The following is a 24,858-nucleotide window of genomic DNA, read 5'->3' as shown; positions in this document are numbered from 1 at the left end:
ACCGGTGAGTAACTTACGGCGCCGGAGGATATTCTGGAGGCATGAACAGCCAGACTCCCGACGCCGGCCGCGCCCCCGGATCGGACGGCCATAGCCCGGTGGATGACGCCGCGGTACGGCTGGCCGAGCTCCTGATGATCAAGCCGAAGTGGCGCGGCTGGATCCACACCGTCGCGGCACCGCTGGCGCTGGTGGCGGGGATCATCCTGGTGGCCGTGGCCCCCACAACGGACCGCAAGATCACCTCAGCCATCTACGCCGCCACGGGCGTACTGCTTTTCGGAGTCAGCGCCGTATACCACCGGGGAAACTGGTCCCCCCGCGTCAAGATGGTCCTCAAACGACTGGACCACACCAACATCATGCTGGTCATCGCGGGTAGCTACACGCCGCTTGCCTGGTCGCTGCTGGAGCAGCCCAAGGCCGTGCTGCTGCTCTGGGTCATCTGGTCCGGCGCGATTCTTGGCGTCCTTTTCCGCCTCCTGTGGACCGAGGCCCCTCGCTGGCTGTATGTGCCCATCTACATCGCCCTCGGCTGCGGATCGCTGTTCTACCTGCCGGAGTTCTTCGCCGCCAGCGTCCCTGCGGCCATCCTGATCTGCGTCGGGGGCGTCCTGTACATCACCGGCGCCGTGTTCTATGCGCTCAAGAAGCCCAACTTCAGCTACCAGCACTTCGGCTTCCACGAACTCTTTCACGCGCTGACGGTGTTTGCCTTCGGCGCGCATTTCGCGGCAATCCTCATCGCCGTCCTCAGCTGACGGGGCCCGCACCCAGCATTAGCTGGAGCCGCGTCCGCAGGTCCTCGGCCGTGGCCACAGGGCGTTCACACACCATGTTCCGGCACAGATAGGCCACTGGGGATCCCCCCGGCCCGGGGGGCCTGCCCGCCAGCAGCGGGACAGGTTCCCCTCCGGAAGGGGCGTCCGACGGCGGAACGTGCGCGCCGCCGTCGTCCTCCACCGCGATCACCAAGCCTGGACTGGCTGACGTGAGCAGCTCCCGGTGCAGTTCCTCCCTTTCAGGACCGGGCGGCCCCACGACGGCGGCCTCCACGGGGCCTGCGAGGGCTGCCTGCGCGGTCGCCAGGAGCCAGCCGGCCACGCGCGGCGCCCGGCCTGCCAGCGGCGGCAGGAGCGCGAGGACCTGTGAGGCCAGGGCCCGGTTCTCCGCGGACCCCGAAAGCGCCGCGTAGCTGAGCAGGGCGCCGGCGAACGCGGCGGCGCCGCTGGGCGTGGCGTTGTCGAACGGGTCCAGGCCCGACTGGCCGCCCTGCGCCGCCCGGACTTGGCCATCTCCCCCGGCGGTGTCAACCAGGCGGCCGGCCACCACAAAGCGGCTGCCGGCCGTGTCCACGAGCTGCTCGGCAAAGCGGTACCAGCGCGTCCGGCCAGTGACTGCATACAGGGCAAACATCCCCTCTGCGCAGAAGGCGTAGTCCTCAAGCAGCCCCTCCATCCCGCGGGCCGTTCCGGCGTGTGAGACCCGGATCAGCGCGCGGGCGTCAGGCTGCCAGTGGACGCGTTCAAGGTAGACGGCGATGGACTCCGCAGCGCCGACGAAGTCGGGCCGGCCCAGCACCGCCCCGGCTTCGGCCAGCGCGGCGACTGCGAGCCCGTTCCAGCCGGCCACCACCTTCTCGTCCCGGGCAGGCTGGGGCCGCAGTTTCCTGGCGGTGAGCAGAACGGGACGGGCCTTGGCCCAAAGCTCGGCCTCTGCACGGCCCAGGCGCCGTGCCGGGTGCAGCGGCGAGCCGTACCGGGAGACGGTACCTTCCTCCCCGACGTTCATCAGGCGGGCGAGGGCGGCTCCGTCGGCGTCGCCCAGCACCTCCTGGAGGCCCTCAAGGGTCCACAGGTAGCTTGCGCCTTCGTGATGTTCACCGTCCACCACGGAGTCGGCGTCGAGGGATGAGGCGAGCGCGAGGCCTGGGCCGCCTGCATCGCCGACCGGGCCGAGGCCGAGGGACTCCAGCAGCCACTCTGCGGTACTGATGGCCACATCCGCGGCTTCCTCGGCGGGGAACACCTCATTGCCGCCCAGGCGCACCCAGTGCACGTACTCCCGGAGTAGCTGGGCGTTGTCGTACAGCATCTTTTCAAAGTGCGGGACTGACCAGTCCCGGGTGACCGAGTACCGGGCAAAGCCACCGTCCAGCTGGTCGAACAACGCCGAGCGGGCCATGGCCGCCAACGTCCGGGCCGCCATGTCCCGTGCGGCGTCAGCAGTGTCCGAGGGTACCGCGGCGTGCCTGATAAGGAACTCCAACACGGCCGACGGCGGGAATTTCGGTGCGGCGCCGAAGCCGCCGCCGGACACGTCCTCGGAACGGGCCAGGGATGCCACGGCAGCAGGAAGGAGGTCCGGGTCAAGCAGGGGCGGCGGTCCCGAGACCGTCACGGCGGCCGAGAGTTGCGCGTCGCCCAGGCTTTGAGCCAGCGACGCTGCGTTCTGTTCCACCGCGTCGCGCCGTTCCTGCCATGCGTCCTGGACCGCTGCCAGCACCTGCCGGAACGAGGGCCGCCCGGGCATCGGGCGGGGCGGAAAGTAGGTTCCGGCATGGAAGGCAAGGCCCTCGGGAGTGAGGAAAACGGACATCGGCCAGCCGCCCTCGCCGCTGATCGCCTGCGTCGCCGCCATGTACACGGCGTCCACGTCGGGACGCTCTTCCCGGTCCACCTTGATGGATACAAAATGCGCGTTCAAATACTCGGCGGTTTCCTGGTCCTCAAAAGACTCATGCGCCATGACATGGCACCAGTGGCAGGCTGCGTAGCCGATCGACAGGAACACCGGCACATCCCTGGCGGCGGCGGCGTCGAAGGCAGCAGCACCGAACGGCTGCCAGTGGACCGGGTTGTGCGCATGCTGGCGCAGATACGCGGAAGGTTCAGCGCCCAAGGCATTGGTGGCGGGGGCGGGCAGGCTCTCCTCAGAGGGAAGGCCTTGGTTCTCGCTGTCCATCCGTGCCCCTTCGTTCACTGACTGCAGGGAATGTTGCCGGCAGTCCCAGTCTACGGAGGTAGTGACGAGCGGGGCGGTGGCGCGGGAGAGGTGCCCGGCTAGTCCTTCGGGCTGCGCGGGTTGGCGTCTGAGCTGTCCTGGGCGCGGCTCTGGATATCGTCCTCCAACGGATGGCGGACTTCGTCAGCTTCAATGCCTGCAGCCTCGGCGGCCGCCTGGCGTTCTTCTTCCACCTGGCCCCGGTATCGGACCCGCCGGATGCGGCGGACCATGTCCACAATCAGCAGCGTGGTGGCGAGGACAAAAAAGGCCGTCATGATGAAGCCCCACAGGCCCGGAGTGATCTGGTCCTCGGAAATGCCTTCCCGCAGGCTTGGCGTGGGCATGGGCATAGGCGTGGTGGACAAAGCCAGGAGCAAGTGATGCACGGTTTAACCTTCTATGGAAACTGGTGGGCAGCCGGCGACGGTTTCCGCACCCGGGGCCGCTGGACCCGGATCATCCCACTGCTTTTCTACACGGCATAGAATAATCTGCCGCATCTATCTTAGCCCGGCGAACAGGTCCTTCTCCGGAAAGGTGGCCGGAACCCTGGACTCGATCAGCGAGTAGTCTTCCCATGGCCACACCCGGCGTTGCATCTCAGCGGACACAGCGAAGAAGAACCCCAGGGGATCCACTTGGGTGCTGTGCGCCCGGAGTGCGTCGTCGCGGGCCTCGAAGTAGTCGCCGCAATCAATCTGCGTGGTGGTGGTGTGGGCGCCCGGCGGCGGGGTATGGCCCTCGGCGTCGGCTTCGAGCCAGGCGGCAAGGCGCTCCGCGTACGGGGACCGCAGGCCCGCTTCCTCAAGGGCAAAATGCAAAGCACGGAACCGCGCAGGGTTGAAGGCACGGTCGTAGTACAGCTTGCTCGGTTCCCAGGCAGGACCCGTTCCGGGGTAGCGGTCCGGGTCGCCGGCAGCGGCAAAGGCCTCCACGGCCACCCGGTGGGCCATGATGTGGTCGGGGTGCGGGTATCCCCCGTTTTCGTCATAGCTCACGATGACGTGCGGCTTGAAGTCCCGGACCAGGCGCACCAGGGGCGCTGCGGCGCGCTCCAACGGCTGCAGCGCGAATGATCCGACGGGCAAGGGCGGCAACGGGTCGCCCTCGGGCAACCCCGAATCCATAAACCCCAGCCACCGTTGCTTAATGCCCAGTATCCTGGCCGCCTCATTCATCTCCAGCCGCCGCGCCCCCGCCATATCCCGTTTTGGATGGGGCGCATCCTCCACCGCTGGATTCTGGATATCGCCCCGGGAGCCGTCCGTGCAGGTGGCAACCATGACGTCCACGCCGGCCGCAGCGTACATGGCCATGGTTGCCGCTCCCTTGCTGGATTCGTCGTCCGGGTGCGCATGAACGGCGAGCAGGCGGAGTGGAGCCGGGCTTTGGGTGGACGCTGTCATCGAAGGACGGCTCCTTATTCTTCTGGGTCTGGATTCTTGAGGGGCTGGCACTTCGGCCATCTGGCTTAACGGGCTGTGGAAACGTTGACGCCTGCGGTGCTGAATCGGGCGCAGACCCATGCACGGACCGGCTGCATGATCCGCTGGGACGGGCACGGTCCGGATCCGAACTAAACTGGACTGGTGACTTCCCAGGATCAGCCCGCCGTGTCCCCGCCTGCAGACACTAGCCTAGCCAATCGTTATGGCGGCCAAAAGCGGTCCCTTTCGCGGGCGGCCAAACGCGGCATCGCCGTGGCTGGCCTTGCTGTCGGCGTTGGTTTCATGGCTTGGGTCTCCACATCCTCAGCCGTCTCTGCTGTCAGCTTCAAGGACATCGGTTTCAGCACCGTGGACGCCACGCAGGCCGAGATTGATTTCCAGGTCACCAGGGAGCCCGGCACGGCCATTAAATGCGCTGTAAAGGCCCTGGATTCCAAGTTCGCCGTTGTGGGCTGGAAAGTGGTGGACATCCCGCTGGGAGAAGCGGACAAAACGCCCGACGGCGGCCGAACAGTTGCGCAGCGCGTGGCAGTGCGGACGGAATCGCTTTCCGTTTCCGGAGTGGTGGACAACTGCTGGGTTCCGGGTAGCGGAAAGTAACAACATGTGATCTGCGCCGCTTCCCCGTTGGGATATCTCCACAGTTTTGACTACAATGAACCAATACCTTTACCCCGCTGAGCTGGTTACTGAGTTCCACAAGTGGCCACCGTGGCGGGGTCTTTTGCATGTATGACCATTAGGAGAAGTCCGTGTCTACCACCAACAGCGCGCCTGCAGCCTGGCTCACCCAGGAAGCTTTTGACCGCCTGAAGGCAGAGCTGGACCACCTTTCCGGCGCTGGCCGTGCGGAGATTGTCCAGAAGATTGAATCTGCCCGGCAGGAGGGCGACCTCAAGGAAAACGGCGGCTACCACGCAGCCAAAGAGGAACAGGGAAAGATTGAAGCCCGGATCCGCCAGCTGACGGCACTTCTGCGCGATGCCCATGTTGGGGAAGCCCCGGCGGATGACGGCATCGTCGAGGCCGGCATGCTTGTTGTCGCCAAGATCGCTGGTGACGAAGAGACGTTCCTGCTCGGCTCCCGCGAAATCGCCGGCGACTCGGACCTGGACGTGTTCAGCGAGAAGTCACCGCTCGGCGCCGCCATAGTCGGGCACAAAGAGGGCGAGACGCTCAGCTACACCGCTCCGAACGGCAAGGACATCTCGGTTGAGATCATCTCGGCCAAGCCTTACACAGGCTGACATTCCCTAGCCTCAACTTCAACGCCGGCCCCCGTCAGGGGGCCGGCGTTTTGGTGTGCTTGGGGCGCAGCAGCAGAGCAGCGGCTACACCACCGGCCGCGCCGCCAAGGTGGGCCTGCCAGGAGATGAAGCCGCCCATGATCGGCAGCACACCCAGCAGGATGCTCCCGTAGACCATAAAAAGGACCACGGCCAGGAGGATCTGCCGCCAACTGTGGTTGAAGAAACCACGAACCAGGAGGAAGGCGAACAATCCGAAGACCAGGCCGGAGGCGCCCACGGTGATGCCGCCGTCGCCAATCAGCCACACGGTCAGCCCGGAGCCCAGCCAGCTGAACGCCAGCGCCGTCAGGAACACCCGCAGGCCGGACAGGAAAACAAGGAACCCGAAAATGACCAGCGGGAGGGCGTTGGACAGCAGATGGTTCATGTTGGCGTGAAGCAGCGGGAAGGTGAAGATGTCCAGGAGCCCGTCCAACGACCTTGGCCTCAGCCCGAACGTCCGGTTCAGGGCGTGGAGGGTCAGCATATTGACCACTTCAATGACGAAGAGCAGGACCACAAAGCCGCCCGAAACCAGCAGCCCGCCCTTGGCGCGCGAAGCCGTGGTTTCCCTGCTCCGTGGCCTTCCGTCCCCCATCGCATCCAGCATGGCCGCTCCTAATGCACCACAATCGGCTGAAAACCCTCGGCGCGGAGGGCACCCAGGACCTGTTCGCAATGTTCGTGGCCTTTGGTTTCGAGGTTAACGGTGATGGAGACGTCACCCATGCTGATTGAGCCGCCAACCCGCGTGTGGTCCAGCCCGGTCACGTTGGCATCGTTTTCGGCAATGATCCGGGCGATGGTTGCCAGCGAGCCCGGGCGGTCATCGAGCATCATACGCACCGTCATATAGCGGCCGGCGGCGGACAAACCGCGCTGGATGACCTTGAGCATCAGCATGGGGTCAATATTCCCGCCGGACAGGATCACAGCGGTGGTGCCCGGGTTTTCAATCTTGCCGTCCATCAGCGCTGCAACCCCCACGGCACCTGCGGGCTCCACCACCAGCTTGGCCCGTTCCAGCAGGAAGATCAGCGCACGCGCCAGCGAATCCTCGCTGACTGTGACCACATCATCAACCAGTTCACGGATGATGCTGAACGGCAGCTGGCCGGGGCGGCCCACGGCGATGCCATCAGCCATGGTGGAAACTTTCTTCAGCGGAACCAGGGCGTCTGCGGCGAGCGACGGCGGATAAGCGGCTGCATTTTCGGCCTGGACGCCGATGATGCGGATCTCACGCCCAAGCTCCCGGGCTTTTGCCTTGACCGCGACGGCAACGCCGGCCAGCAGCCCGCCACCGCCTACTCCCATCAGGATGGTGTCCACGTTGGGGATCTGTTCCAGGATCTCCAGGCCCACGGTGCCCTGGCCGGACACCACATCCACGTTGTCGAAGGGGTGCACAAAAACCATGCCGGATTCGTCGGCATACCGCTGCGCCTCGGCGAGGGCCTCGTCCACGTTGTGCCCGTGGAGTATTACCTCGGCTCCGTGGCTGCGGGTGGCAGCCAGTTTGGGAAGCGCTACGCCCAGCGGCATGTAGATACGGGCCTTAATGCCTAGCGCTTTGGCGGCCACCGCCACGCCCTGGGCGTGATTCCCCGCCGACGCAGCCACAACGCCGCGCTTTTTCTCTTCCGCGGACAGCTTTGCCATCCGCACGTAGGCGCCGCGGACTTTGAAGGATCCGGCCCGCTGCAGGTTTTCGCACTTGAAAAAGACCTCGCCGCCCACCATGCTGCCGAGGGCCCGCGAGGATTCCACCGGTGTCCGCGTAATAATTCCCTCGAGCAGCTTCTGCGCCTCCAGGACATCGTCCAGCGTGACGGGAAGGGTATCGAGGGTGTTCACGGACTGTTCTCCTTGGGTGGATTCGGCCCCGGTGGCCGGCCGACGGGTCAAGCCTTGCCCTCCGGGTTGGATGCGTCTGTGCTGGCTGCGGCATCCTTGCCACGGAGGGACCGGCCGCCCGGCAACCGGACGTCCCTGATGGTGCCATCAGTGTCCGGGCCTAGCGTCACTGGCCCTTCGGGGGTTACCAGCACTTGTTCATGTTCCCACGTTCTGGCAGCGATGTAGCGAATTGCGGAGTTTGCTACGGCAAGAATGGGCACCGAGAACAGCGCCCCGGGAATACCTGCCAGGTACGATCCTGCGGCCACACTGAGGATGACCGCCACCGGATGCAGGGATACGGCCTTGCCCATCACCAGGGGTTGCAGGATGTGGCTCTCCAACTGCTGGACCAGCAGCACGATGGCCAGCATGATGAGGGCGTTGATCGGACCGTTGGCCACGAGCGCCAGGAGGACGGCGATGGCGCCTGTGACCAGGGCGCCGACCACCGGAATAAAGGAACCAATGAACACGAGCACGCTCAGCGGCAGTGCCAGCGGAACACCGATGATCGCCGCTCCAACGCCAATACCCACCGCGTCCACAAAAGCCACAAACATCTGGATCCGCGCGTAGCTGACCATCGACGTCCAGCCCTTGCGTCCGGCACCAAACGTGGCAGCGCGCGCCTTCTTCGGCAGCAGGCGGACGATGAAGGCCCAGATCCTGTCGCCCTCAAGCAGGAAGAAAATGAGGATGAAAAGGGCCAGCACCAGGCCGGCCGCGAAGTGGCCCGCCGTACTGCCAAAGGACAGTGCCCCGCTGAGGATGCTGCTGCTGTTGTTCTGCAGGGCCGCGGTGGCTTCCTTGAGGTACTGGTCGATCTGGTCCGCCGTCAGGTGCAGCGGCCCGTCGGCCAGCCAGTCCTGGACCTGCTTCACACCGGCCAGCGCCTGCGACCAGAGTTCGCCGAAGCCGGAGACCAGCTGGCGCCCAACGAGGGCGAGGGCGCCAACGATCAGCCCGATGAATCCCAGTACGGTGAGGGCTACCGCGGCGCCGTTTGGCAGCCGCTTGCTCCGCAACCAGCGCACCACCGGACTCAGCAGTCCGGCCAGGAGCGCTGCCACCATAACGGGAATGATCAGGAAGCTGATCCGGCTCAGCAGCCAGATCAGGGCGCCCCCCACCACCAGGATGAGCCCGATCCGCCAGGCCCACGAGGCTGCGATGCGGACCCCGTACGGGATGTCCTGGTCGAGCTCGCGGTCCCCCCGTATGCGGGGCGGGCGGTGCTTTTCAGCAGGCCGGACCGAGTCCGGTACCTGCCGGCCCGGAGTTGAAGTGGATGGGGCGGCGTCCTCGGCTGGCGTCATAGCCTAATACTTCCTCAGCTGCGGCCCTTATGCGAAACGACTACCCGTCATCACCCAACACAGCATCGATCCCCCACGTCATGGTGAAGGATTCTCCCGGCGGGAGCCAGCGCAGCCCGTCGCCCGAGTTGAAGGCGTTGGCGGGACCGGTCATGGGTTCAATGGCCACCGCCCTGGGCCGGCCCGGCAGTTGGGTTGTCACGAAGACGTGGACGTAACCGCAGGATTCGTCCTGCCACAACGTCACACTGCGGCCGTCCGGCGCGGTGAGCGTATGGCGGGCCGCGCCGCCGTCGAACGTGAGGCCTGTCAGTGCCACATCGATGTCAAGGTCCCCGACACGCTGGCCGTCGCGGAAGTCGCTGTCCCCGCTGACAGGCTCCGTGCTGCGCGGAATCAGCCGCTCGTCCGCCACCAGGCGGGTGTCAGCAGCCACAGTCAGCACCAGGTTATCCACGTCCGCGTCGCCGAGCCGGAGGTACGGGTGGGACCCCAGCACGAACGGTGCCGGGGCGATGGAGTCGTTGATCAGGGTCTGACGCACTTCCAGGCCCAGATCCTCCGCCAAGAGGTACTGCACCCGGTGGCGTACCAGGAAGGGATAGCCGTGCTGCGGAAATACCGTCGCTTCGAGGGTCACTGAATACTGGGACTCGTCAACCAGGCTGTAGGCGGCGTTGCGGAGCAGCCCGTGACTGGCGTTGTTCCGCGAGACCTCGGTGATGTCGAGCTGCTGCTTCTTACCGTCGAGGTACCAGACCCCGTCCTCCACCCTGTTTGCCCAGGGGGCGAGCGTGATGCCGGCGGCCCCGGGAGAAATTTCGGCATCGCCGTAGGTCTCTGTGAGCTGCACACCGGCACGGCTGTAGAGCCGGAGGCCGGCCGCCAGCTCGGTAACCACGGCCAGGGCATCAGCCCTCCGGATCTCGTATTGACGTCCGGTGGCGTAAGCCTGAAAACAGGAGGGAGCGCTCGCGTCCGGGGTTGTACTCGAAGTCATGAGCACCACCGTACAGGGGGCGGGCGGCTCCGGCCATCGTCGTTTGTTATGTTTTGTTTGAAAATCTTCCTTTTTGGGCCGATTCTTGGCATGATTGATCCACGCCGCACTTTCTAAGGACCTCAGCCATGACAGGAATCACCAGCACCCGGCTCGCCGATGGCCGGGAGCTTATTTATTTCGACGACGCCGGGTCCCGTCTTGCCGCGTCCCGCGCCCGGGAGGCGGCCCCCGATCGGCGTGAGCTTCCTGAGCGCGCGGAGCCCGGAGAAATCCGCTTCGATGCCCTGACGAATGAATGGGTGGCCGTTGCGGCCCATCGGCAGACACGTACGCACCTGCCGCCCGCCGACCAGTGCCCCCTATGCCCCACCACCGCACACAATGCCTCGGAAATTCCTTCGCCCGACTACGACGTCGTGGTGTTCGAAAACCGGTTCCCGTCCCTGGGCCCTGCGGCCGGCCCGATCCCGGAGGATCCGGCGTGGGGAACCACCGGTCCCGCGAACGGGCGTTGCGAAGTGGTGTCGTTTACGCCCGAACACACAGGTTCATTCAGCGGACTGAGCGAGGCCCGCGCCCGCACCGTGGTGGAGGCATGGGCACACCGAACCGACGCCCTTAGCAAGCTCCCGGGGGTCCGTCAGGTCTTTCCGTTTGAGAACCGGGGAGCGGACATCGGCGTCACCCTGCACCACCCGCACGGCCAGATCTACGCCTACCCCTACATCACCCCGCGGGCGGAAACCCTCGGAGTTGCAGCGCGGAAATTCTATGATGGATCCGACGGCCGGCAGACCCTCACCGGGTCGCTGCTGCGGGCGGAACGCGAAGACGGGAGCCGGATGGTGATGGAAGGCGAGAACTTCAGCGCCTACGTGCCGTTTGCTGCCCGCTGGCCGCTGGAAATCCACCTTGTTCCGCACCGCCAGGTACCTGATCTTGCCGCCCTGAGCGGCGAGGAAAAGGACGAACTGGCTCACGTTTACCTGGACCTCCTGAAGCGGCTTGACGCCTTCTACCCGACGCCGACGCCTTACATTTCGGCTTGGCATCAGGCCCCCCTAGACCACGTGCTGCGCCCGGCAAGCTATCTGCACCTCCAACTGACTTCCCCCCGCCGGGCAGCGGACAAGCTGAAGTACCTCGCTGGCTCCGAGGCCGCCATGGGCGCGTTCATCAACGACACCACACCGGAAAGCGTGGCCGAGCGGCTCCGTGCAGTCACTGTTCCGCAGTCTGCTGCCCCCACTGACCCGCTGGCCGCCCAACCCGAAGGAGTCCACACATGAGCGCAGCCCCTGACCCGCTGACCACACCGGCCCCGGCCGGCGCGGCGGAACTTGCCGCCCGCTTTGAGCGGGAGTTCGGCCGTCTTCCCGACGGCGTCTGGCAGGCACCGGGACGCGTTAACCTGATAGGCGAGCACACCGACTACAACGAGGGCTTTGTGCTCCCGTTCGCCATCGACAAAGCTGCCCGCGTCGCCGTCGCAGTCAGGACGGACTCCACGGTCAGGCTCCTGTCCACCTACGGCGACCAAGGCATGGTGACCGCTGACCTGGCCGCTCTGGCGCCAGGCTCAGCGAAAGGTTGGACCAAGTACCCGCTTGGTGTCATTTGGGCCCTGCAGCAGCGCGGCATCGCGGTCCCCGGCCTGGACCTGCTCCTTGATTCCGACGTGCCGCTGGGAGCCGGCCTGTCCTCCTCACACGCCATCGAGTGCGCTGTCATCACGGCCCTCAACGAACTGACGGGAGCCGGGCTGGGACCGGAGGACATGGTCCTCGCCACGCAGCGCGCCGAAAACGACTTCGTCGGGGCCCCCACAGGCATCATGGACCAGTCTGCGTCACTTCGCGGCGCCAAAGGCCATGCCGTGTTTCTGGATTGCCGGGACCAGAGCGTTCAGCTGGTTCCCTTCGATGCCGAGTCCGCCGGACTTGTCATGCTGGTGATCGACACCAAGGTTTCCCACTCCCATGCCGACGGCGGTTACGCGTCCCGCCGCGCGTCCTGCGAGTTAGGCGCCGAACTGCTCGGCGTCAAGGCGCTCCGTGATGTCCAGACCGGCGATCTGCCGAAGGCGGGCAGCCTCCTGGACGAGGTCACCTACCGGCGCGTCCGGCACGTGGTGACCGAGGACGAGCGGGTCCTGCAGACCGTGGAGCTGCTCAGCAGTAAGGGCCCCGGCGCCATCGGGGCGCTGCTGGACGCCAGCCACGTGTCCATGCGGGACGACTTCGAGATCTCCTGCCCGGAACTGGATCTTGCAGTGGAAACCGCGCGCGCCAATGGGGCCATTGGCGCGCGGATGACGGGCGGCGGTTTCGGCGGGGCGGCCATCGCCCTCACACCGGTGTCGGCCGAGCAGCAGGTGCGCACCGCCGTCGAACGCGCGTTCTCCAAGGCTGGCTACACGGCTCCAGAGATATTCACCGTGACCCCGGCCGCCGGCGCGAAGCGCGTCTCGTAGCCCACGGGCACGGCTGACAGCAACAACAAAAGAGGGCTCCCGCCCCGTGCGCGCTGCACGGGGCGGGAGCCCTCCTGAGTGGATTCGTACGACGGCGAATGCCGCTTGGGTACTAGTCGTCGCCGCGCAGAATGGCGAGCAGGCGGATGATCTCCACGTACAGCCAGACCAGGGTGACTGTCAGGCCGAAGGCTGCGGTCCAGGAGAAGCGCTGCGGAGCGCCACTCTGCACGCCGGCCTCGATGCTGGTGAAGTCCATGATGAGTGAGAACGCCGCCAGACCGATGGCGAGCAGGCCAATGAAGACACCCAGTGGAATGCCGAAGATTTCAACGCTGGTCCGCAGGCCGAAGGGTTCCTGCACCGCACCGGTCCACATCATCACCAGGTTGATCAGCGAGAACACGGCGTAGCCGATGATCGCAATCATGAAGAAGCGCATGGCCTTGGGCGTGGCCCGGACCTTACCGCTCCGGAACAGGACCAGCGTCACGGCAAACACCGACAGCGTGCCGATGACAGCCTGCAGACCGACACCGGGATACATCTGGTCCAGGATGCGGGTAAGTCCGCCGAGGAACAGGCCTTCCAGTCCGGCGTAGGCGAGGATCAGCGCCGGTGAGGGCTGCTTCTTGAACGTGTTGACCATGGCCAGGACGAAGCCGCCCAGTGCACCGACGATCATCAGCATGCTGGCAAGGCCCATGCTGACGAACAGGGTCACGGCTGCGCCGGTAACAACCACGGCAAGGCAGGCAGCGGTCTTGACAATGACGTCGTCGTACGTCATCCGGCCGGTATCCGCAGGACCCGCGGCCGGCTGGTTGTACATCTGCTGCAGCTGCTCAGTGGTCATCGGCTGCTGCTGGCCCCAACCGGCCTGCCCGTCCATCACCTGGCCGGGCGCGCGGCCATACGACTGCTGTCCGTAGGGCGCCTGCGGGACACGCGGTGCCTGCGTTGCTCCACGGAAATTCTTTCCGTTGAAGATCGGGTTTCCGCCAAGTGCCATTGCTGGTGTCCTCCAAATAAAGGTTTGAGAGTCGTGAACTATAAGTCACGCTACCAATATCTACGCGCTCACGCGCCAATAAGTTCCCCTATCGAAGGCGCCGAAACCCAACTGTGATGCTGGCCGGGGTCAGCCCACTCCGAGGTAGGCCTCCTTGATCGCCGGATTCGCCAACAGCTCCTCGCCGGTTCCGCTGTGGGTGATCTCTCCGGTCTCGAGGACAAAGGCTCGGTGTGCGCCCGCAAGCGCCTGGTTGGCGTTCTGTTCCACCATAAGTACGGTGGTCCCCTGGTTGTTGATTTCCCTGATGATCTTGAAGATCTGGCGAATGAATTGCGGTGCCAGTCCCATCGACGGCTCGTCAAGGAGCAAGAGCTTGGGGCCTGACATCAGTGCCCGTCCGATCGCCAGCATCTGCTGCTCACCGCCGGACATGGTGCCGCCGTATTGCTTGATCCGTTCCTTCAACCGCGGAAACAGGTCAAACACCCGCTCCAGGTCCTGCGGCACGCCGCTTCTGTCCTTCCTGCCGAAGGTTCCCATGTCCAGGTTTTCCATGACTGTCATACCCGGAAAGATCCCCCGCCCTTCCGGAGCCTGGGAAATACCCCGGACAACCCGGATATGGGCCTTCATCCTGGTGATGTCCTCACCGGCAAAAGTGATCTTGCCGGCCGTGGGGTTAAGGATCCCGGAGATCGTCTTCATGGTGGTTGTCTTGCCGGCCCCATTGGCTCCGATCAGGGAAACAACTTCCCCCTCGTTGACCGTGAAGGACATGTCCCGGATGGCGCGAATGCGCCCGTAGTGGACAGAAATTCCTTCAACCTCAAGCAACGTCATCTTCGGGCTCCCCCAGGTAGGCCGCAACAACCCGCGGATCTTCACGAATGGCCCGTGGCAGGCCGTCGGCAATCTTCTTGCCGAATTCCAGGACAACAATCCGGTCCGTTACTCCCATGACCAGCTTCATGTCGTGCTCAATGAGCAGCACCGTATAGCCTTCGTCGCGGATGGTGCGAATCAGGGCCATCAGCTCCTCCTTCTCCGCCGGATTGAATCCGGCAGCAGGCTCATCCAGGCACAGCACCTTGGGGTCCGTGGCCAGGGCGCGTGCAATCTCCAGGCGCCGCTGATAGCCGTAGGGAAGGTGTCTGGACAGAAAATGCGCGTGGTCGGCGATTCCCACAAAGTCCAGCAAGGCCATTCCGCGCTCAATAGCGGACTTTTCCTCCCTGATGTGGGTGGGCAGCCTCAGCAATGCCCCGCCGACACTTGTGCGGTGGCGCGCGTCCAAACCGACCACGACATTCTCGAGGGCCGTCATCTCGCCGAAGAGACGGATGTTCTGGAAGGTGCGTGAAAGCCCCAGCCTGGTGATCTTATGCTGCTTCAGCCCGTTGATGACCTGGCCTTCGAGGACCACCTGGCCACTGGTGGGTTTGTAGACCCCCGTCATCGCATTGAAGCAGGTGGTCTTCCCTGCTCCGTTGGGCCCGATCAGCCCAAGGATCTCGCCACGTTTAATGTTGAAGCTGATGTTGTCCAACGCGACAAGACCACCGAATTTGATCGTGAGGTTTTTGACCTCAACAATGTTTTCCCCGACCTTGGCGGCGATTTCCCGGTCCGGAGCCACCATTTCGGCCAGCTCCGGCTCCACCCCCGCGTCGGCCAGCGCAGCCACGTCAGGTCCGGCTTGCGCGGGCGCCTCCGCTTCCTGTGCCTGCGTCGGCTTGGCCGGCGCGTTTTCCTCGCTCATGCCTGCGCTCCTTTCTCACTGTTCGGGCCCGGCCGCGGACCGGCCACCCCGGGCGACGACGGGCCGGTGCTGTCCTTCTTTGCCACCCTGCTGTACGCCGTCCGCCCGTAGGCGAGCAGGCGCTGGCGTGCGGGCAGCAGGCCCTGGGACCGGAAGATCATGATCAGCACCAGGGCAATACCGAAGATGAGGTATTTGTACTCCGCAATTGCAGTAAAACGCAGCGGAATGTAGCTCACCAGGGCACCACCCAAGATGGCTCCGACTTTGTTTCCGGCGCCTCCGAGCACCACCGCGGCCAGGAAGAGGATGGAGGTGGTGACGTCAAACTTCTGGTTGTTCACGAAGCCCACCTGGCCGGCAAACAGGGCCCCGGAGAGTCCGCCGATGGCTGCCCCGATAGCGAACGCCCACACTTTGTACTTGAAGGTGGGCACGCCCATGATTTCCGCAGCATCTTCATCCTCCCGGATGGCAATCCAGGCCCGCCCCACGCGGCTGCGCTCAAGGTTCCCCACAAGCAGCGTGATGATGATGATGATGGTCAGGGTCAGCCAGTACCACGGCACACCGTTGGAATTGGAGAAGATGGGAGTGCCGTCCGCCTCGGTTCCGGGCGGGTGGCCAACATTCTGGAATCCCACCTGACCTTTCATGGCCGGAATAATCGTGGCAAGAATCCGGACAATTTCCCCGAACCCGAGGGTGACGATGGCCAGATAGTCTCCGCGGAGCCGGAGGGTTGGAACGCCCAGCACCACGCCGAAGAACATGGTCACGGCCATGGCAATCGGGATGGTCCACAAGTACGGGATGTGCAGGAACGGCGAGTCCGGGCTCGTCAGCATCGCCGCGCAGTAAGAACCGACGGCGAAGAAGGCAACGTACCCGAGGTCCAGCAGGCCCGCGTAACCCACCACCACGTTGAGTCCGACGGCGATCAGGGCGAAGCGTGCCATGTCGAAGCAGGCGAGGGCGAAGTTGTTGCCCGGCTCTGTGGTGATGATGGGCGGATTGATCAGCGGCAGCAGGTAGGCGAGGACCACAACCACAATCAGGAAGGCCCACTGTTGCTGGCGGGAGAGTGCATTCCATCGCTCACTCCAGGAGCCAAAGATCCCGCGCCCGCGCTTTTCCGGGGTTACGCTGCTTCCCGGTCCGGTGGTCTCCGCCTCCCGCTCCGCAGCAGCCTGGGCAGACGCCGCCTCCGGAAGCGGGGTGGGTCCATCTGTCATGCTCATGCTTTGCTCCTTCCCAGGGCAGTGCCGAGAATTCCCTGCGGTCGCAACAGGAGGACCAGGACAAGGACCACGAAGGCAACGACGTCGGTCCACTGCGAATTTCCGAGCAGGATCTGGCCATAGTTGCCGATGAGGCCAAGGAGCAGACCACCGAGCAGTGCGCCCCGGACGTTGCCGATGCCGCCCAGTACTGCGGCCGCAAACGCCTTGATGCCCAGAACGAAACCGCCGCTGTATTGGACACCGGACGGGATCTTCATGACGTAAAAGAGGGCCGCCGCTCCGGCCAGCAGACCACCGATGACGAAGGTGGTAATGATGATGCGTTCCTTATTGACGCCCATCAACGTCGCCGTGTCCGGGTCCTGGGCCACCGCACGAATGCCGCGGCCGGTCCGCGATTTCCGGATAAACCGCTCGGTCGCAACCATCATGATCACTGCAGCGATAATGATGACCAGCTGCTGGGAATCGATGATGGTCCCGAAGACATCGAAGATGGGGGTCGGCCGGAACATGGTCAATGCCAGCTCCGGGCTCGGACCGCGCCAGAGGTAGATCAGGTACTGAATGGTAAACGATGCACCGATGGCGGTGATCAGGAAGACCAGGCGGGGAGCATTTCGCTTTCGGAGCGGTTTGTAGGCCACGCGTTCCAGGACGAAGGCGGTCAGTGCGGAGGCAATCATGGCGACTACCAGCGCCAGCACCAGGTTCAGGATGATGGCCCAGATGTCCAGCCGGGGGGCCGAAGGGCCGAAACCCAGGCCGCTAAGGGTGAAAAAGACTGCGTAGCAGCCGACGATGAATACTTCGGAGTGCGCAAAGTTGATGAGATTCAGGACGCCGTAGACGAGGGTGTAGCCGAGCGCGACCAGCGCATAGATGGCACCGAAGGTCAGGCCGTCAAACGTTGCGCTCCAGAAGTTTTCCATAAGGGACGGGACGTCGAAGGAAATCCAATCATTTTCCAGCGGCAGGTGGACGAGAAGTGGGAGCATCGGGACTTCCTGTCAGGCGTTAGGTCAGGAAAAGGCTGTGGGGGCCGGCGAATGCTGGCCCCCACAGCCGGTTACTCTAAGGCGACGATTAGTCGCCGATTGGTCCAATGGGAACGATCTTGCCGTTCTCAACTTTGTAACCGTAAACAGTCGGTGCCTGCAGTTCGCCCTTGGCGTCCCACTTGTAGTGCTTGCTCAGGCCGTCCTTGTCATAGGACTTCACCCAGGACAGCAGATCTGCGCGGGACTGCTTTCCAGCATCGATACCCGACAGAAGCACCGTGGCTGCGTCATAGCCCTCAATGGAATAGGTTCCGGGTTCGGTGCCCTTCGAGACCTCCTTGTATCCTGACGCAAAATCAGGAATCAGTTCGCCCGGGATGCACGGGCAGGTGAAGTACGCGTTGCTGGACGCGTCGCCGGCCTGCTTGATGAACTGATCGTCCTTGACGCCGTCAGGTGCGACGAACGTGCCGGTGAAGCCCTTGCCCGAGAGCTGCTGGTCGAACGGCGCGCCCTCGGCGTAGTAGCCGGAGTAGAACACGGCGTCGGCCTTGGCGTTCATGATCTTGGAGATCACTGCCGAAAAGTCCTTCTGGCCGGTGGTGACCTTCTCCGTGCCGACCAGTGCGCTGCCGAGCCCGGCGGAGGTCGACGTGCCAAGTCCGATGCCGTAATCGGAATCGTCCTGGACGAGGTAAACCTTTTTCGCGCCCAGCTTTCCGGTCAGGAACTTGGCCGCAGCCGGGCCCTGCACGGCATCGTTACCCAGACCACGGAAGAAGGTGGTCCAGCCATTCTCCGTCAGGCCGGGGTTGGTAGCCGAAGGCGTGATGTGAACCAGGCCCTTCTGCTCGAAAATATTGCCGGTAGCCTTGGATTCACCCGAGAACGGGAGCCCGATGACGCCTACAATGTCCGCTTCACTGACCAGTTGGGTGACGGGCCCTGTGGCCTTGTTGGGGTCCCCTTCAGTGTCGAACTTCTTGAACTGCACCTGACAGGCAGGATTTGCGGCATTGTGCTGGTTGATTGCCAGCTGGATGCCGTTGAAGATGTTGACGCCGAGCTGGGCGTTCGGTCCTGTCTGTGCTCCTGCATATGCCAACGTCGTTGTTGCAGCGCAGGTAGCCTTGCCGTCGCCCTTCGGCAGGACAGCACCGGAGGGCACATCGACCTTGGAAATTGACGGGATATTCACCTTGCCGGAGGCTCCAGAGGTGTCACTGGTGGTGGGGCCGGCCTGATTGGCACAGCCTGAGAGTGCCAGGGTCAGGGTGGCCGCCGCCGCCCATGCCGTAATGACTTTCTTTCGGTACATTTATTTACCTTCCGAGCCGGATTATCTCGACTGCTGCGGATGACCGAGGCAGCTTACGCGTACTTCCGAAATTGTTTCCTGAGACTACTCCCTAAAGTGTGTCCTGAAACACATTTGAGTTAGGGCGTGGCCAAAACTGGATGACAACGTGGATCAGGGGCTCCTGATTTAGCTTCAAAATAATGCATATATGCTGCGGATATAAGTGACTGAGGTCACATCCTTATAACAGTTGTTGCATATACGGAATCAAGCACGCACAGGGGGTCCTCGGGTGTCAGGACGGCGCACGCCGGGAGGTGGAGGAACGGTGCTGGTTTAGGCGCTCCCGCGAGGCGCGCCTAAAGAGGGAATGTGTACCCCAGGTGGGACTCGAACCCACAACACGCGGATTTTAAGTCCGCTGCCTCTGCCAATTGGGCTACTGGGGCGCCCGGTCAATGGTATCCCGTGATTAGCCTGCCAGTGGTGCGGCATACCGGAACGTGCCGTGCACCCCGCCGGGCCAGAGCGCCAGTGGAAGCAGCTGGAAATGGTCGCCCCAGGCCTCGTCAGGCGGCAGCACGCCGAAAGATGCCGCCGGAACAAAGCCGAACCGGGGGTAATACTCAGTGCTGCCCAGCAGGGCAATGCCGCCCTCCCCCGCTGCGTTGGCCCGGGCGATCGTGTCGTTCATCAGCGCAGTGCCGATCCCGTGGCGTTGCAGCCGGGGCGTGACGCCGATGGGTCCCAGCCCCAGCAACCCGTAATCGCCCACCCAGCCCCGGGTGCTGATCACATGACCAACCACTTCACCGGCCAGCTCCGCCACCACGCTGAATTCAGGCATGTATTCCTCGCATTCGAAGAGTTGGCGGAGCATGTCAACTTCAATCGGCTCGCCCTCCACGGCCAGACCGGTCACTGGCGAGATGGCGAACGCTTCGGATGTCAGAGCGAGGATCGTTTCCCTGTCCGCCGGCGTCTCGTTCCGGAGCAGCAGCTCGGGCCGCGGCTGGTCCAGGCTAGCCGCTGACAGTTCGTGCAGGACTTCGAGGGCGCGCGGCGCGTCCGCTGCCGGCACCAGCAGGTGGTCATGGTGGAAGCCGGCCAGCACGTTGCAGCTGATCCTGGCATCAATCAGGGCTTTCCCCACGGCGGCCGTCAGTCCAACAGCTTCCACTTCAGAATGCACCTGCAGGGTGATCCAGGCACCCACAAAGTCGTAGGGCAGCCCCAAGCTGTCCGCGGTCTCGCGCGGCAGGACCACCGTGAGGCCCTCGGCTTCACGGACCGCGGCTTGGATCCCCGCCTCCAGTGGCCTCCCGTGCGGCCACAGGACGTAGACGTATTCGCCGTCCCGAAGCACGGGATGCAGCGTTGCGAGCAGGGCCTGGAGGTTCGTTTCGCCAGTCATCCTGCCAGTCTAAAAGGAAGACGTGCCTCGCAAGGACGACGTGCCGGGACACGCAAGCGGCGGCCGACCCCGTAAAGGGACAGCCGCCGTCGGGCGTTGCTGCGATGCGGTGCGGTCGGCGCTACTTGGCGTCGGCGGTGACTGACTGCTTCGGGTCCACGCTGGTGGCGGCAGCCGAGCCGGGCTTTGCGGCGGAGGCCTCGGGTGCCGCCGGAGCAGCCGCGGGGGCTGCGGCCGGCCTGGGCGCCGGGGTGGCAGCCGCAACGAACGCGCCGCGCGGGTTGTCCAGATCGATGAGCTGGGTGGTGTCGCGGCCCATGAAGAATGCCAGGATCCAGCCCATGATCACGCGGATCTTGCGCTCAACCGTGGGCATGGCCATGCCGTGGTAGCCGCGGTGTGCCAGCCAGGCCAGCGGGCCCTTGAGTCCGATGCGGCCGATGAGGTTGATGTTGGCGACACCCTTCCACTCACCGAAGCCGGCCACGGCACCAAGGTTCTTGTGCTTGTAGTCCTTCAGCGGCTTGTCCCAGCGGGAAGCCCACAGGTTCTTGGCGAGGCGCTTGGCCTGGCGCAGTGCGTGCTGGGCGTTCGGGACGCAGGTACCGTCCGGCAGGCCGCTGCCTGTGAGGTCGGGCACGGCGGCGATGTCGCCGGCAGCCCAGGCGTTCTCAACAATGCCTTCGTCACCGGCGATACGGAGGTCCGGAAGCACGCGGACGCGGCCGCGCGGCTCCAGCGGGAAGTCGGATGAGCGGATCATCGGGTTGGCCTGCACGCCGGCAGTCCAGACAAGCGTGTCGGCTTCGAATTCCTGGGCCAGGCTCTTGTCCGGGAGGTTAATCAGCTTCAGGGTGCCTTCGGCGCTGTCCAGCGAGGTGTTCAGCAGGACCTCGATGCCGCGGCTGCGGAGGTGCTCCACAACCCATTCAGCCTGGGGAGCGGTGACCTCGGGCATGATGCGGCCCATGGCCTCGACCAGGACGAAGCGGACTTCCTCCTGCTTGATGCGCGGGTTGTTCCGGACTGCGGCGCGGGCCAGGTCTTCCATTTCGGTGATGCACTCGATGCCGGCAAAACCGCCACCGACCACAACGAATGTCAGGGCCTTGGCGCGGGCTGCGGGGTCCGTGATGGTGGAAGCGGCTTCGATCCGTTCCAGCACCTTGTTCCGCAGGGCCACGGCCTCTTCGATGGTCTTCAGGCCGATGCCCTTGTCCGCAAGGCCCTTGATGGGGAACGTGCGGGTGATGGCGCCTGCGGCGACCACGATGTCAAAGTAGGGAACTTCGATGTGTCCGCCGCCATCCGCGGGTGCCACGACGGCGGTGCGGTTCGCGTGGTCGATCGAGGTGACGCTGCCCTGGATAAGTTCGGTCTGCTTCAGGTGCTGGCGGTGGGACACCACTGCGTGGCGGGCCTCGATGTTGCCGCCGGCGACCTCGGGCAGGAAAGGCTGGTAGGTCATGTAGGGCAGTGGATCCACGAGGGTGACGATGCCACCGGCATTCGCGATCTTCTTCTGCAGTTTGAGTGCTACGTACAGGCCGACGTATCCGCCGCCGACGACGAGTACCCTGGGTCGGTCCTGGAGCTCTGGGGTGGTTGCCATGGCTCAAGGATACCGTAGTTTGTGAAAATCTTCACTAACTGTGCTTGCCGCCTGAATCCGCAGTATCGAAGACGCCCGTATCCGGATCGTCGCCCGCCAGGACCGGGTCCCGAGCAGCCCTGCGCAACTGGAAACCGGCCACGGCGATGATCACCACAAACAGCAGGGCTGATCCGATGACGACGGCGGCGCCGATGGCACTGTCACGCTGGGACGGAGCCTTCGCGGCGGGCACCGACGGATCCGGCAGGGTGGGAACGGCGCTGGCCACCTCAGCGCTGGCCACCGGGGCGGGCGTGGCAAGGTTCCCGCGGCGGTGCACCCGGATCCAGTCAGAAATGGAGCCCAAAGGGTTGGCCGCAGTTTCAGGCACCGAATCCTTCAAGGCCGCCTCTGCGTTGAGCACGCCAAAACCGTATAGCGGGTCCTTCCCGGCGGGACCGGCGTCCTTGGCAGTACTGACGATCCGGTTGATGACCTGCTTCGCGCTCATGTCCGGCCACTTCGACCTGATCAGGGCGGCCACACCGGACACAATCGGGGCCGCGCCCGACGTACCGGCCCATTCGGCGTACCCGCCGCCGGGCAGTCCGCCCAGGAGGTTCTCCGCCGGTGCGGCCACGCCGATGCTGATCCCCTGGGAGGACGAATCGACGCTCGCAACCCCTTTGCGGTCCAGCCCGGCAACCGTCAGGACACCGGGAATTGTGGCGGGAGCGCCTACCTGGAGGTTGCCTCCCACCCGGTTACCGGCGGCGGCAACGATCACCACGTCTTTTTGCTCGGCATAAAGGAAGGCAGCGTCCCAGCTCTGGGGCCACTGCGGCGTGGTGCTTCCCAGGGAAATATTGATGACCCTGGCGCCGTTGTCCACGGCCCAGCGGACGGCCTCGGGGATCTGGTCCTGGTCGCTCTTGCCCGCGGGGTTCGCCGAGCCCAGCCAGGTGGAGACGGACAGGATCTCCGCTTCCGGCGCCACCCCCACCATGCCGTCCGGGCCGACCGGTGACGGGGCGGGAGTCGGTGACGGTGACGCCGTGGCCGGCTGGTGGCCGCGGCCGGCCAGCATCGTGGCCACCAGGGTGCCGTGTTCGGGTTTAATGCCGATGGTTTTCTGTCCGTTGGCGGTGCCTGCCCCCGAGGCGTCGTACCCTCCGGTGACAGCACCCTTCAGGTCAGGGTGGCCCGCGTCCACGCCGCTGTCGATCACGGCGACTTTTACCCCGGCACCTTTGGAGACGTCCCAGGCCTTGATGATTCCGGATTCGCCCAGCCAATACTGTTTGTCCCGCACCTCATCCGCCTGCGCGGCGGGCGCCAGCGCCAGGCCTGCGGCAAGGCTGACGCCTGCGAGGGACATCGCCAGGAGCGCTGCGGCGGTCCGGCGGAACCGGGCTGTTGCTCTGGTCATGTGGATTCCCCTGCTTGGTGCGCTGATGCCCGGCGTCAGTTGAGGCTCAGGGCAATTCCATCAAGAATATCGTGCTCGCTGGCGGTGGCTGTGACGATCCTGCCCCCGCTGAGGTCATGGAGCCGGTCCAGGATTCGGCCCCACACCAGCCCGCCGGCGCCCATCACATCTACCCGGCCCGGGTGCATATAGGGCAGTTCCGCACGTGAAGCCCGGGTCATCGCCAGGAGGTCTGCGGCGGCTGCAGTGATAGTGCTGAGGGGAAGTTCAGCTCCGTGGATCGCCTCCGGCGAATATTCCGGCAGCCGCAGGGCGTGCGCCGTGATGGTGGTGATCGAACCGGCAACGCCGACGACGGCGGTGGCACGTTCCAGCGGAACGTCGAGGCCCGCGCGGGTGATGGCGGCGTCGACGTCGGCTTCCGCGGCAGCGATCTGTTCCGCGGTTGGCGGGTCGTCCCGAAGGTGCCGTTCGGTCAGCCGGACGCAGCCGATGTCCACGGATTTGGCGGCCGTGACACCGTTGGCCGTGCCGAGGACGAATTCAGTGCTGCCGCCGCCGAGGTCAACCACCAAGACCTGGTCACCGTCGTGGATGGGCAGGACGCTGCTGGCGCCGGCGAAGGACAGGGCCGCTTCCTCGTCCCCGGAGATGACCTCGGGCTCCACTCCGAGCAGGTCCCGGACTCCGTCCACAAAAACGTGGCGGTTGCGGGCGTCGCGGCTCGCGGAAGTAGCCACAAACCGCACCGACGTGGCGCCGTGTTGACGGATGAGCGCGGCGTAGTCCGCGGTGGCTGCAAAAGTGCGCTCCAGCGCGTCGGGAGCAAGTTCGCCGGTGGCATCCACGCCCTGGCCGAGGCGGACCACGCGCATTTCCCGGACCACGTCCGTGAGCCTGGCAGTGCCGTTACTGCGGTCCACGTCCGCGATCAGCAGGCGGATGGAGTTCGTGCCGCAGTCGATGGCGGCGACGCGGGTCACGGAGTGGCTTCCGGGGTACCCGCTGTTTTCCGGACCGGGGCAGGCCGGCCAACGATCTCCGGCAGGCCCTGGGGTCCGTGGCGGCTCAGGTCCCGCGACGGTGCCTCGCCGTCAGTGTCCCAGGCGCCATCGCAGTAGCAGCGGTCTGCGGTCCACCATTCGCGGATGCCGGCGATGGCTTCATCGCCCAGCGGGTTCACGCCGGGCCCGGCGGCCAGGGAATGCCCCACCAGCACATGCAGGCATTTGACGCGGGAGGGCATGCCGCCGGCGGAGATGCCGTCAATTTCCGGGACTGCACCGATGCCCGCCCGTTCGCCGATGCCGGCCCGGGCAGCGAGGTAGTCCTCGTGGGCGGCCCGGTAGGCGGCCGCCAGGGGCTCGTCCGCGGTGAGGCGCTCATTCATCTCGTTCATCAGGCCGGCAGCTTCGAGCCGGGAGACTGCCGAGGTGATGACGGGGTGCGTCAGGTAGAAGGTGGTGGGGAACGGCGTGCCGTTCCCCAGCCGGGGCGCCGTGGCAGCCACCAAGGGATTGCCGCATGCGCAACGGGCCGGGATTTCGACGACGTCGCGCACCGGCCTTCCCAGTTGCCTGCTGAGTACTTCAAGATCATGTGCTGATGGCTGGCGGGATTTCTCCGGCTCAGGTGCCGTGTGTGCTTCCACTGGCGCGGCCATCC

The 24,858-nt window shown here is 64.9% G+C and carries 23 protein-coding genes and 1 tRNA gene; 5 read left to right on the top strand and 19 right to left on the bottom strand.

Going from position 1 to position 24,858, the window contains the following annotated elements:
• Positions 1–41: 41 nt before the first annotated feature.
• Positions 42–761, top strand: a complete 720-nt coding sequence (gene trhA / locus AC1MCD_RS06125; protein ID WP_498676831.1) for a PAQR family membrane homeostasis protein TrhA — start codon at positions 42–44, stop codon at positions 759–761.
• Here trhA and AC1MCD_RS06120 read toward each other — a convergent pair.
• From AC1MCD_RS06120 to mca, 3 genes are all read right to left on the bottom strand, one after another.
• Positions 754–2,964 (bottom strand): thioredoxin domain-containing protein, encoded by a 2,211-nt coding sequence (locus AC1MCD_RS06120; protein WP_498676829.1) that lies wholly within the window; start codon positions 2,962–2,964, stop codon positions 754–756. The genes trhA and AC1MCD_RS06120 overlap by 8 nt on opposite strands.
• 98 nt (positions 2,965–3,062) lie before the next feature.
• Positions 3,063–3,392: a hypothetical protein gene (locus tag AC1MCD_RS06115; protein WP_498676827.1), complete on the bottom strand. Its 330-nt coding sequence runs from the start codon at positions 3,390–3,392 to the stop codon at positions 3,063–3,065.
• 114 nt (positions 3,393–3,506) lie between these two features.
• A complete protein-coding gene (gene mca / locus AC1MCD_RS06110; protein ID WP_498676825.1) occupies positions 3,507–4,412 on the bottom strand; it encodes a mycothiol conjugate amidase Mca in 906 nt (301 codons plus the stop codon).
• 183 nt (positions 4,413–4,595) lie between these two features.
• Between mca and AC1MCD_RS06105 the strand changes: the two genes are divergently transcribed.
• Together AC1MCD_RS06105 and greA are read left to right on the top strand one after the other, a co-directional pair.
• Positions 4,596–5,054: a DUF4307 domain-containing protein gene (locus AC1MCD_RS06105; RefSeq protein WP_498676823.1), complete on the top strand. Its 459-nt coding sequence runs from the start codon at positions 4,596–4,598 to the stop codon at positions 5,052–5,054.
• Between the two features lie 152 nt (positions 5,055–5,206).
• Positions 5,207–5,701, top strand: coding sequence for a transcription elongation factor GreA (greA, locus tag AC1MCD_RS06100; RefSeq protein WP_498676821.1), 495 nt, complete (start codon positions 5,207–5,209; stop codon positions 5,699–5,701).
• A 34-nt stretch (positions 5,702–5,735) separates the two neighbouring features.
• On the opposite strand, the gene AC1MCD_RS06095 is transcribed toward greA, so the two are convergent.
• Genes AC1MCD_RS06095 through AC1MCD_RS06080 form a run of 4 tightly spaced genes read right to left on the bottom strand, consistent with a single transcriptional unit; the run spans position 5,736 to position 9,961 of the window.
• A complete protein-coding gene (locus AC1MCD_RS06095) occupies positions 5,736–6,353 on the bottom strand; it encodes a rhomboid family intramembrane serine protease (protein ID WP_498676819.1) in 618 nt (205 codons plus the stop codon).
• 8 nt (positions 6,354–6,361) lie between these two features.
• Entirely contained in the window at positions 6,362–7,600 is a 1,239-nt protein-coding gene (gene ilvA, locus AC1MCD_RS06090) for a threonine ammonia-lyase (RefSeq protein ID WP_498676816.1), read from the bottom strand.
• Between the two features lie 47 nt (positions 7,601–7,647).
• On the bottom strand, positions 7,648–8,961 hold the full coding sequence (locus tag AC1MCD_RS06085; RefSeq protein ID WP_498676813.1) for an AI-2E family transporter: 1,314 nt from the start codon (positions 8,959–8,961) through the stop codon (positions 7,648–7,650).
• 40 nt (positions 8,962–9,001) lie between these two features.
• Positions 9,002–9,961 carry an aldose 1-epimerase family protein gene (locus tag AC1MCD_RS06080; protein ID WP_498676812.1) on the bottom strand — a complete coding sequence of 320 codons (960 nt, stop codon included), beginning with the start codon at positions 9,959–9,961 and terminating at the stop codon, positions 9,002–9,004.
• 128 nt (positions 9,962–10,089) lie between these two features.
• Between AC1MCD_RS06080 and galT the strand changes: the two genes are divergently transcribed.
• Positions 10,090–11,253 (top strand): galactose-1-phosphate uridylyltransferase, encoded by a 1,164-nt coding sequence (gene galT / locus AC1MCD_RS06075; protein ID WP_498676810.1) that lies wholly within the window; start codon positions 10,090–10,092, stop codon positions 11,251–11,253.
• Positions 11,250–12,437, top strand: a complete 1,188-nt coding sequence (gene galK, locus AC1MCD_RS06070) for a galactokinase (RefSeq protein WP_498676809.1) — start codon at positions 11,250–11,252, stop codon at positions 12,435–12,437. Before galT ends, galK begins: the two co-directional genes overlap by 4 nt.
• Positions 12,438–12,549: 112 nt before the next feature.
• Here the strand turns inward: galK and AC1MCD_RS06065 are convergent, their stop codons facing one another.
• The 12 genes from AC1MCD_RS06065 to AC1MCD_RS06010 form a co-directional block, all read right to left on the bottom strand.
• Positions 12,550–13,449 (bottom strand): Bax inhibitor-1/YccA family protein, encoded by a 900-nt coding sequence (locus tag AC1MCD_RS06065; protein WP_498676807.1) that lies wholly within the window; start codon positions 13,447–13,449, stop codon positions 12,550–12,552.
• 129 nt (positions 13,450–13,578) lie between these two features.
• Positions 13,579–14,292, bottom strand: coding sequence for an ABC transporter ATP-binding protein (locus AC1MCD_RS06060; RefSeq protein WP_498676805.1), 714 nt, complete (start codon positions 14,290–14,292; stop codon positions 13,579–13,581).
• Positions 14,279–15,211, bottom strand: coding sequence for an ABC transporter ATP-binding protein (locus tag AC1MCD_RS06055; RefSeq protein WP_498676803.1), 933 nt, complete (start codon positions 15,209–15,211; stop codon positions 14,279–14,281). Before AC1MCD_RS06055 ends, AC1MCD_RS06060 begins: the two co-directional genes overlap by 14 nt.
• The gene (locus AC1MCD_RS06050) at positions 15,208–16,452 is read right to left on the bottom strand and encodes a branched-chain amino acid ABC transporter permease (protein ID WP_498676801.1); all 1,245 of its coding nucleotides are present in this window, start codon (positions 16,450–16,452) and stop codon (positions 15,208–15,210) included. The genes AC1MCD_RS06055 and AC1MCD_RS06050 overlap by 4 nt, the downstream gene beginning before the upstream one ends.
• The gene (locus AC1MCD_RS06045) at positions 16,449–17,453 is read right to left on the bottom strand and encodes a branched-chain amino acid ABC transporter permease (protein WP_498676798.1); all 1,005 of its coding nucleotides are present in this window, start codon (positions 17,451–17,453) and stop codon (positions 16,449–16,451) included. The genes AC1MCD_RS06050 and AC1MCD_RS06045 overlap by 4 nt, the downstream gene beginning before the upstream one ends.
• An 88-nt stretch (positions 17,454–17,541) precedes the next feature.
• Complete coding sequence (locus tag AC1MCD_RS06040; protein ID WP_498676795.1) at positions 17,542–18,774, bottom strand: branched-chain amino acid ABC transporter substrate-binding protein; 1,233 nt, start codon at positions 18,772–18,774, stop codon at positions 17,542–17,544.
• Positions 18,775–19,131: 357 nt separating this feature from the next.
• Positions 19,132–19,205, bottom strand: a tRNA-Leu gene (locus AC1MCD_RS06035).
• A gap of 23 nt (positions 19,206–19,228) precedes the next feature.
• Positions 19,229–20,170: an N-acetyltransferase gene (locus tag AC1MCD_RS06030; protein WP_498676792.1), complete on the bottom strand. Its 942-nt coding sequence runs from the start codon at positions 20,168–20,170 to the stop codon at positions 19,229–19,231.
• A gap of 121 nt (positions 20,171–20,291) precedes the next feature.
• Positions 20,292–21,782 (bottom strand): NAD(P)/FAD-dependent oxidoreductase, encoded by a 1,491-nt coding sequence (locus AC1MCD_RS06025; protein WP_498676790.1) that lies wholly within the window; start codon positions 21,780–21,782, stop codon positions 20,292–20,294.
• A gap of 34 nt (positions 21,783–21,816) precedes the next feature.
• Complete coding sequence (locus AC1MCD_RS06020; protein ID WP_498676788.1) at positions 21,817–23,193, bottom strand: S8 family serine peptidase; 1,377 nt, start codon at positions 23,191–23,193, stop codon at positions 21,817–21,819.
• A 35-nt stretch (positions 23,194–23,228) separates the two neighbouring features.
• Positions 23,229–24,176 (bottom strand): Ppx/GppA phosphatase family protein, encoded by a 948-nt coding sequence (locus AC1MCD_RS06015; protein WP_498676786.1) that lies wholly within the window; start codon positions 24,174–24,176, stop codon positions 23,229–23,231.
• The gene (locus AC1MCD_RS06010; RefSeq protein ID WP_498676783.1) at positions 24,173–24,856 is read right to left on the bottom strand and encodes a DUF501 domain-containing protein; all 684 of its coding nucleotides are present in this window, start codon (positions 24,854–24,856) and stop codon (positions 24,173–24,175) included. Before AC1MCD_RS06010 ends, AC1MCD_RS06015 begins: the two co-directional genes overlap by 4 nt.
• Positions 24,857–24,858: the final 2 nt, after the last annotated feature.

The organism is Arthrobacter sp. BF1, assembly GCF_056680215.1.
Note: the sequence above shows the minus strand (reverse complement) of the source record. Positions and strands in the feature narration are given on the sequence as shown.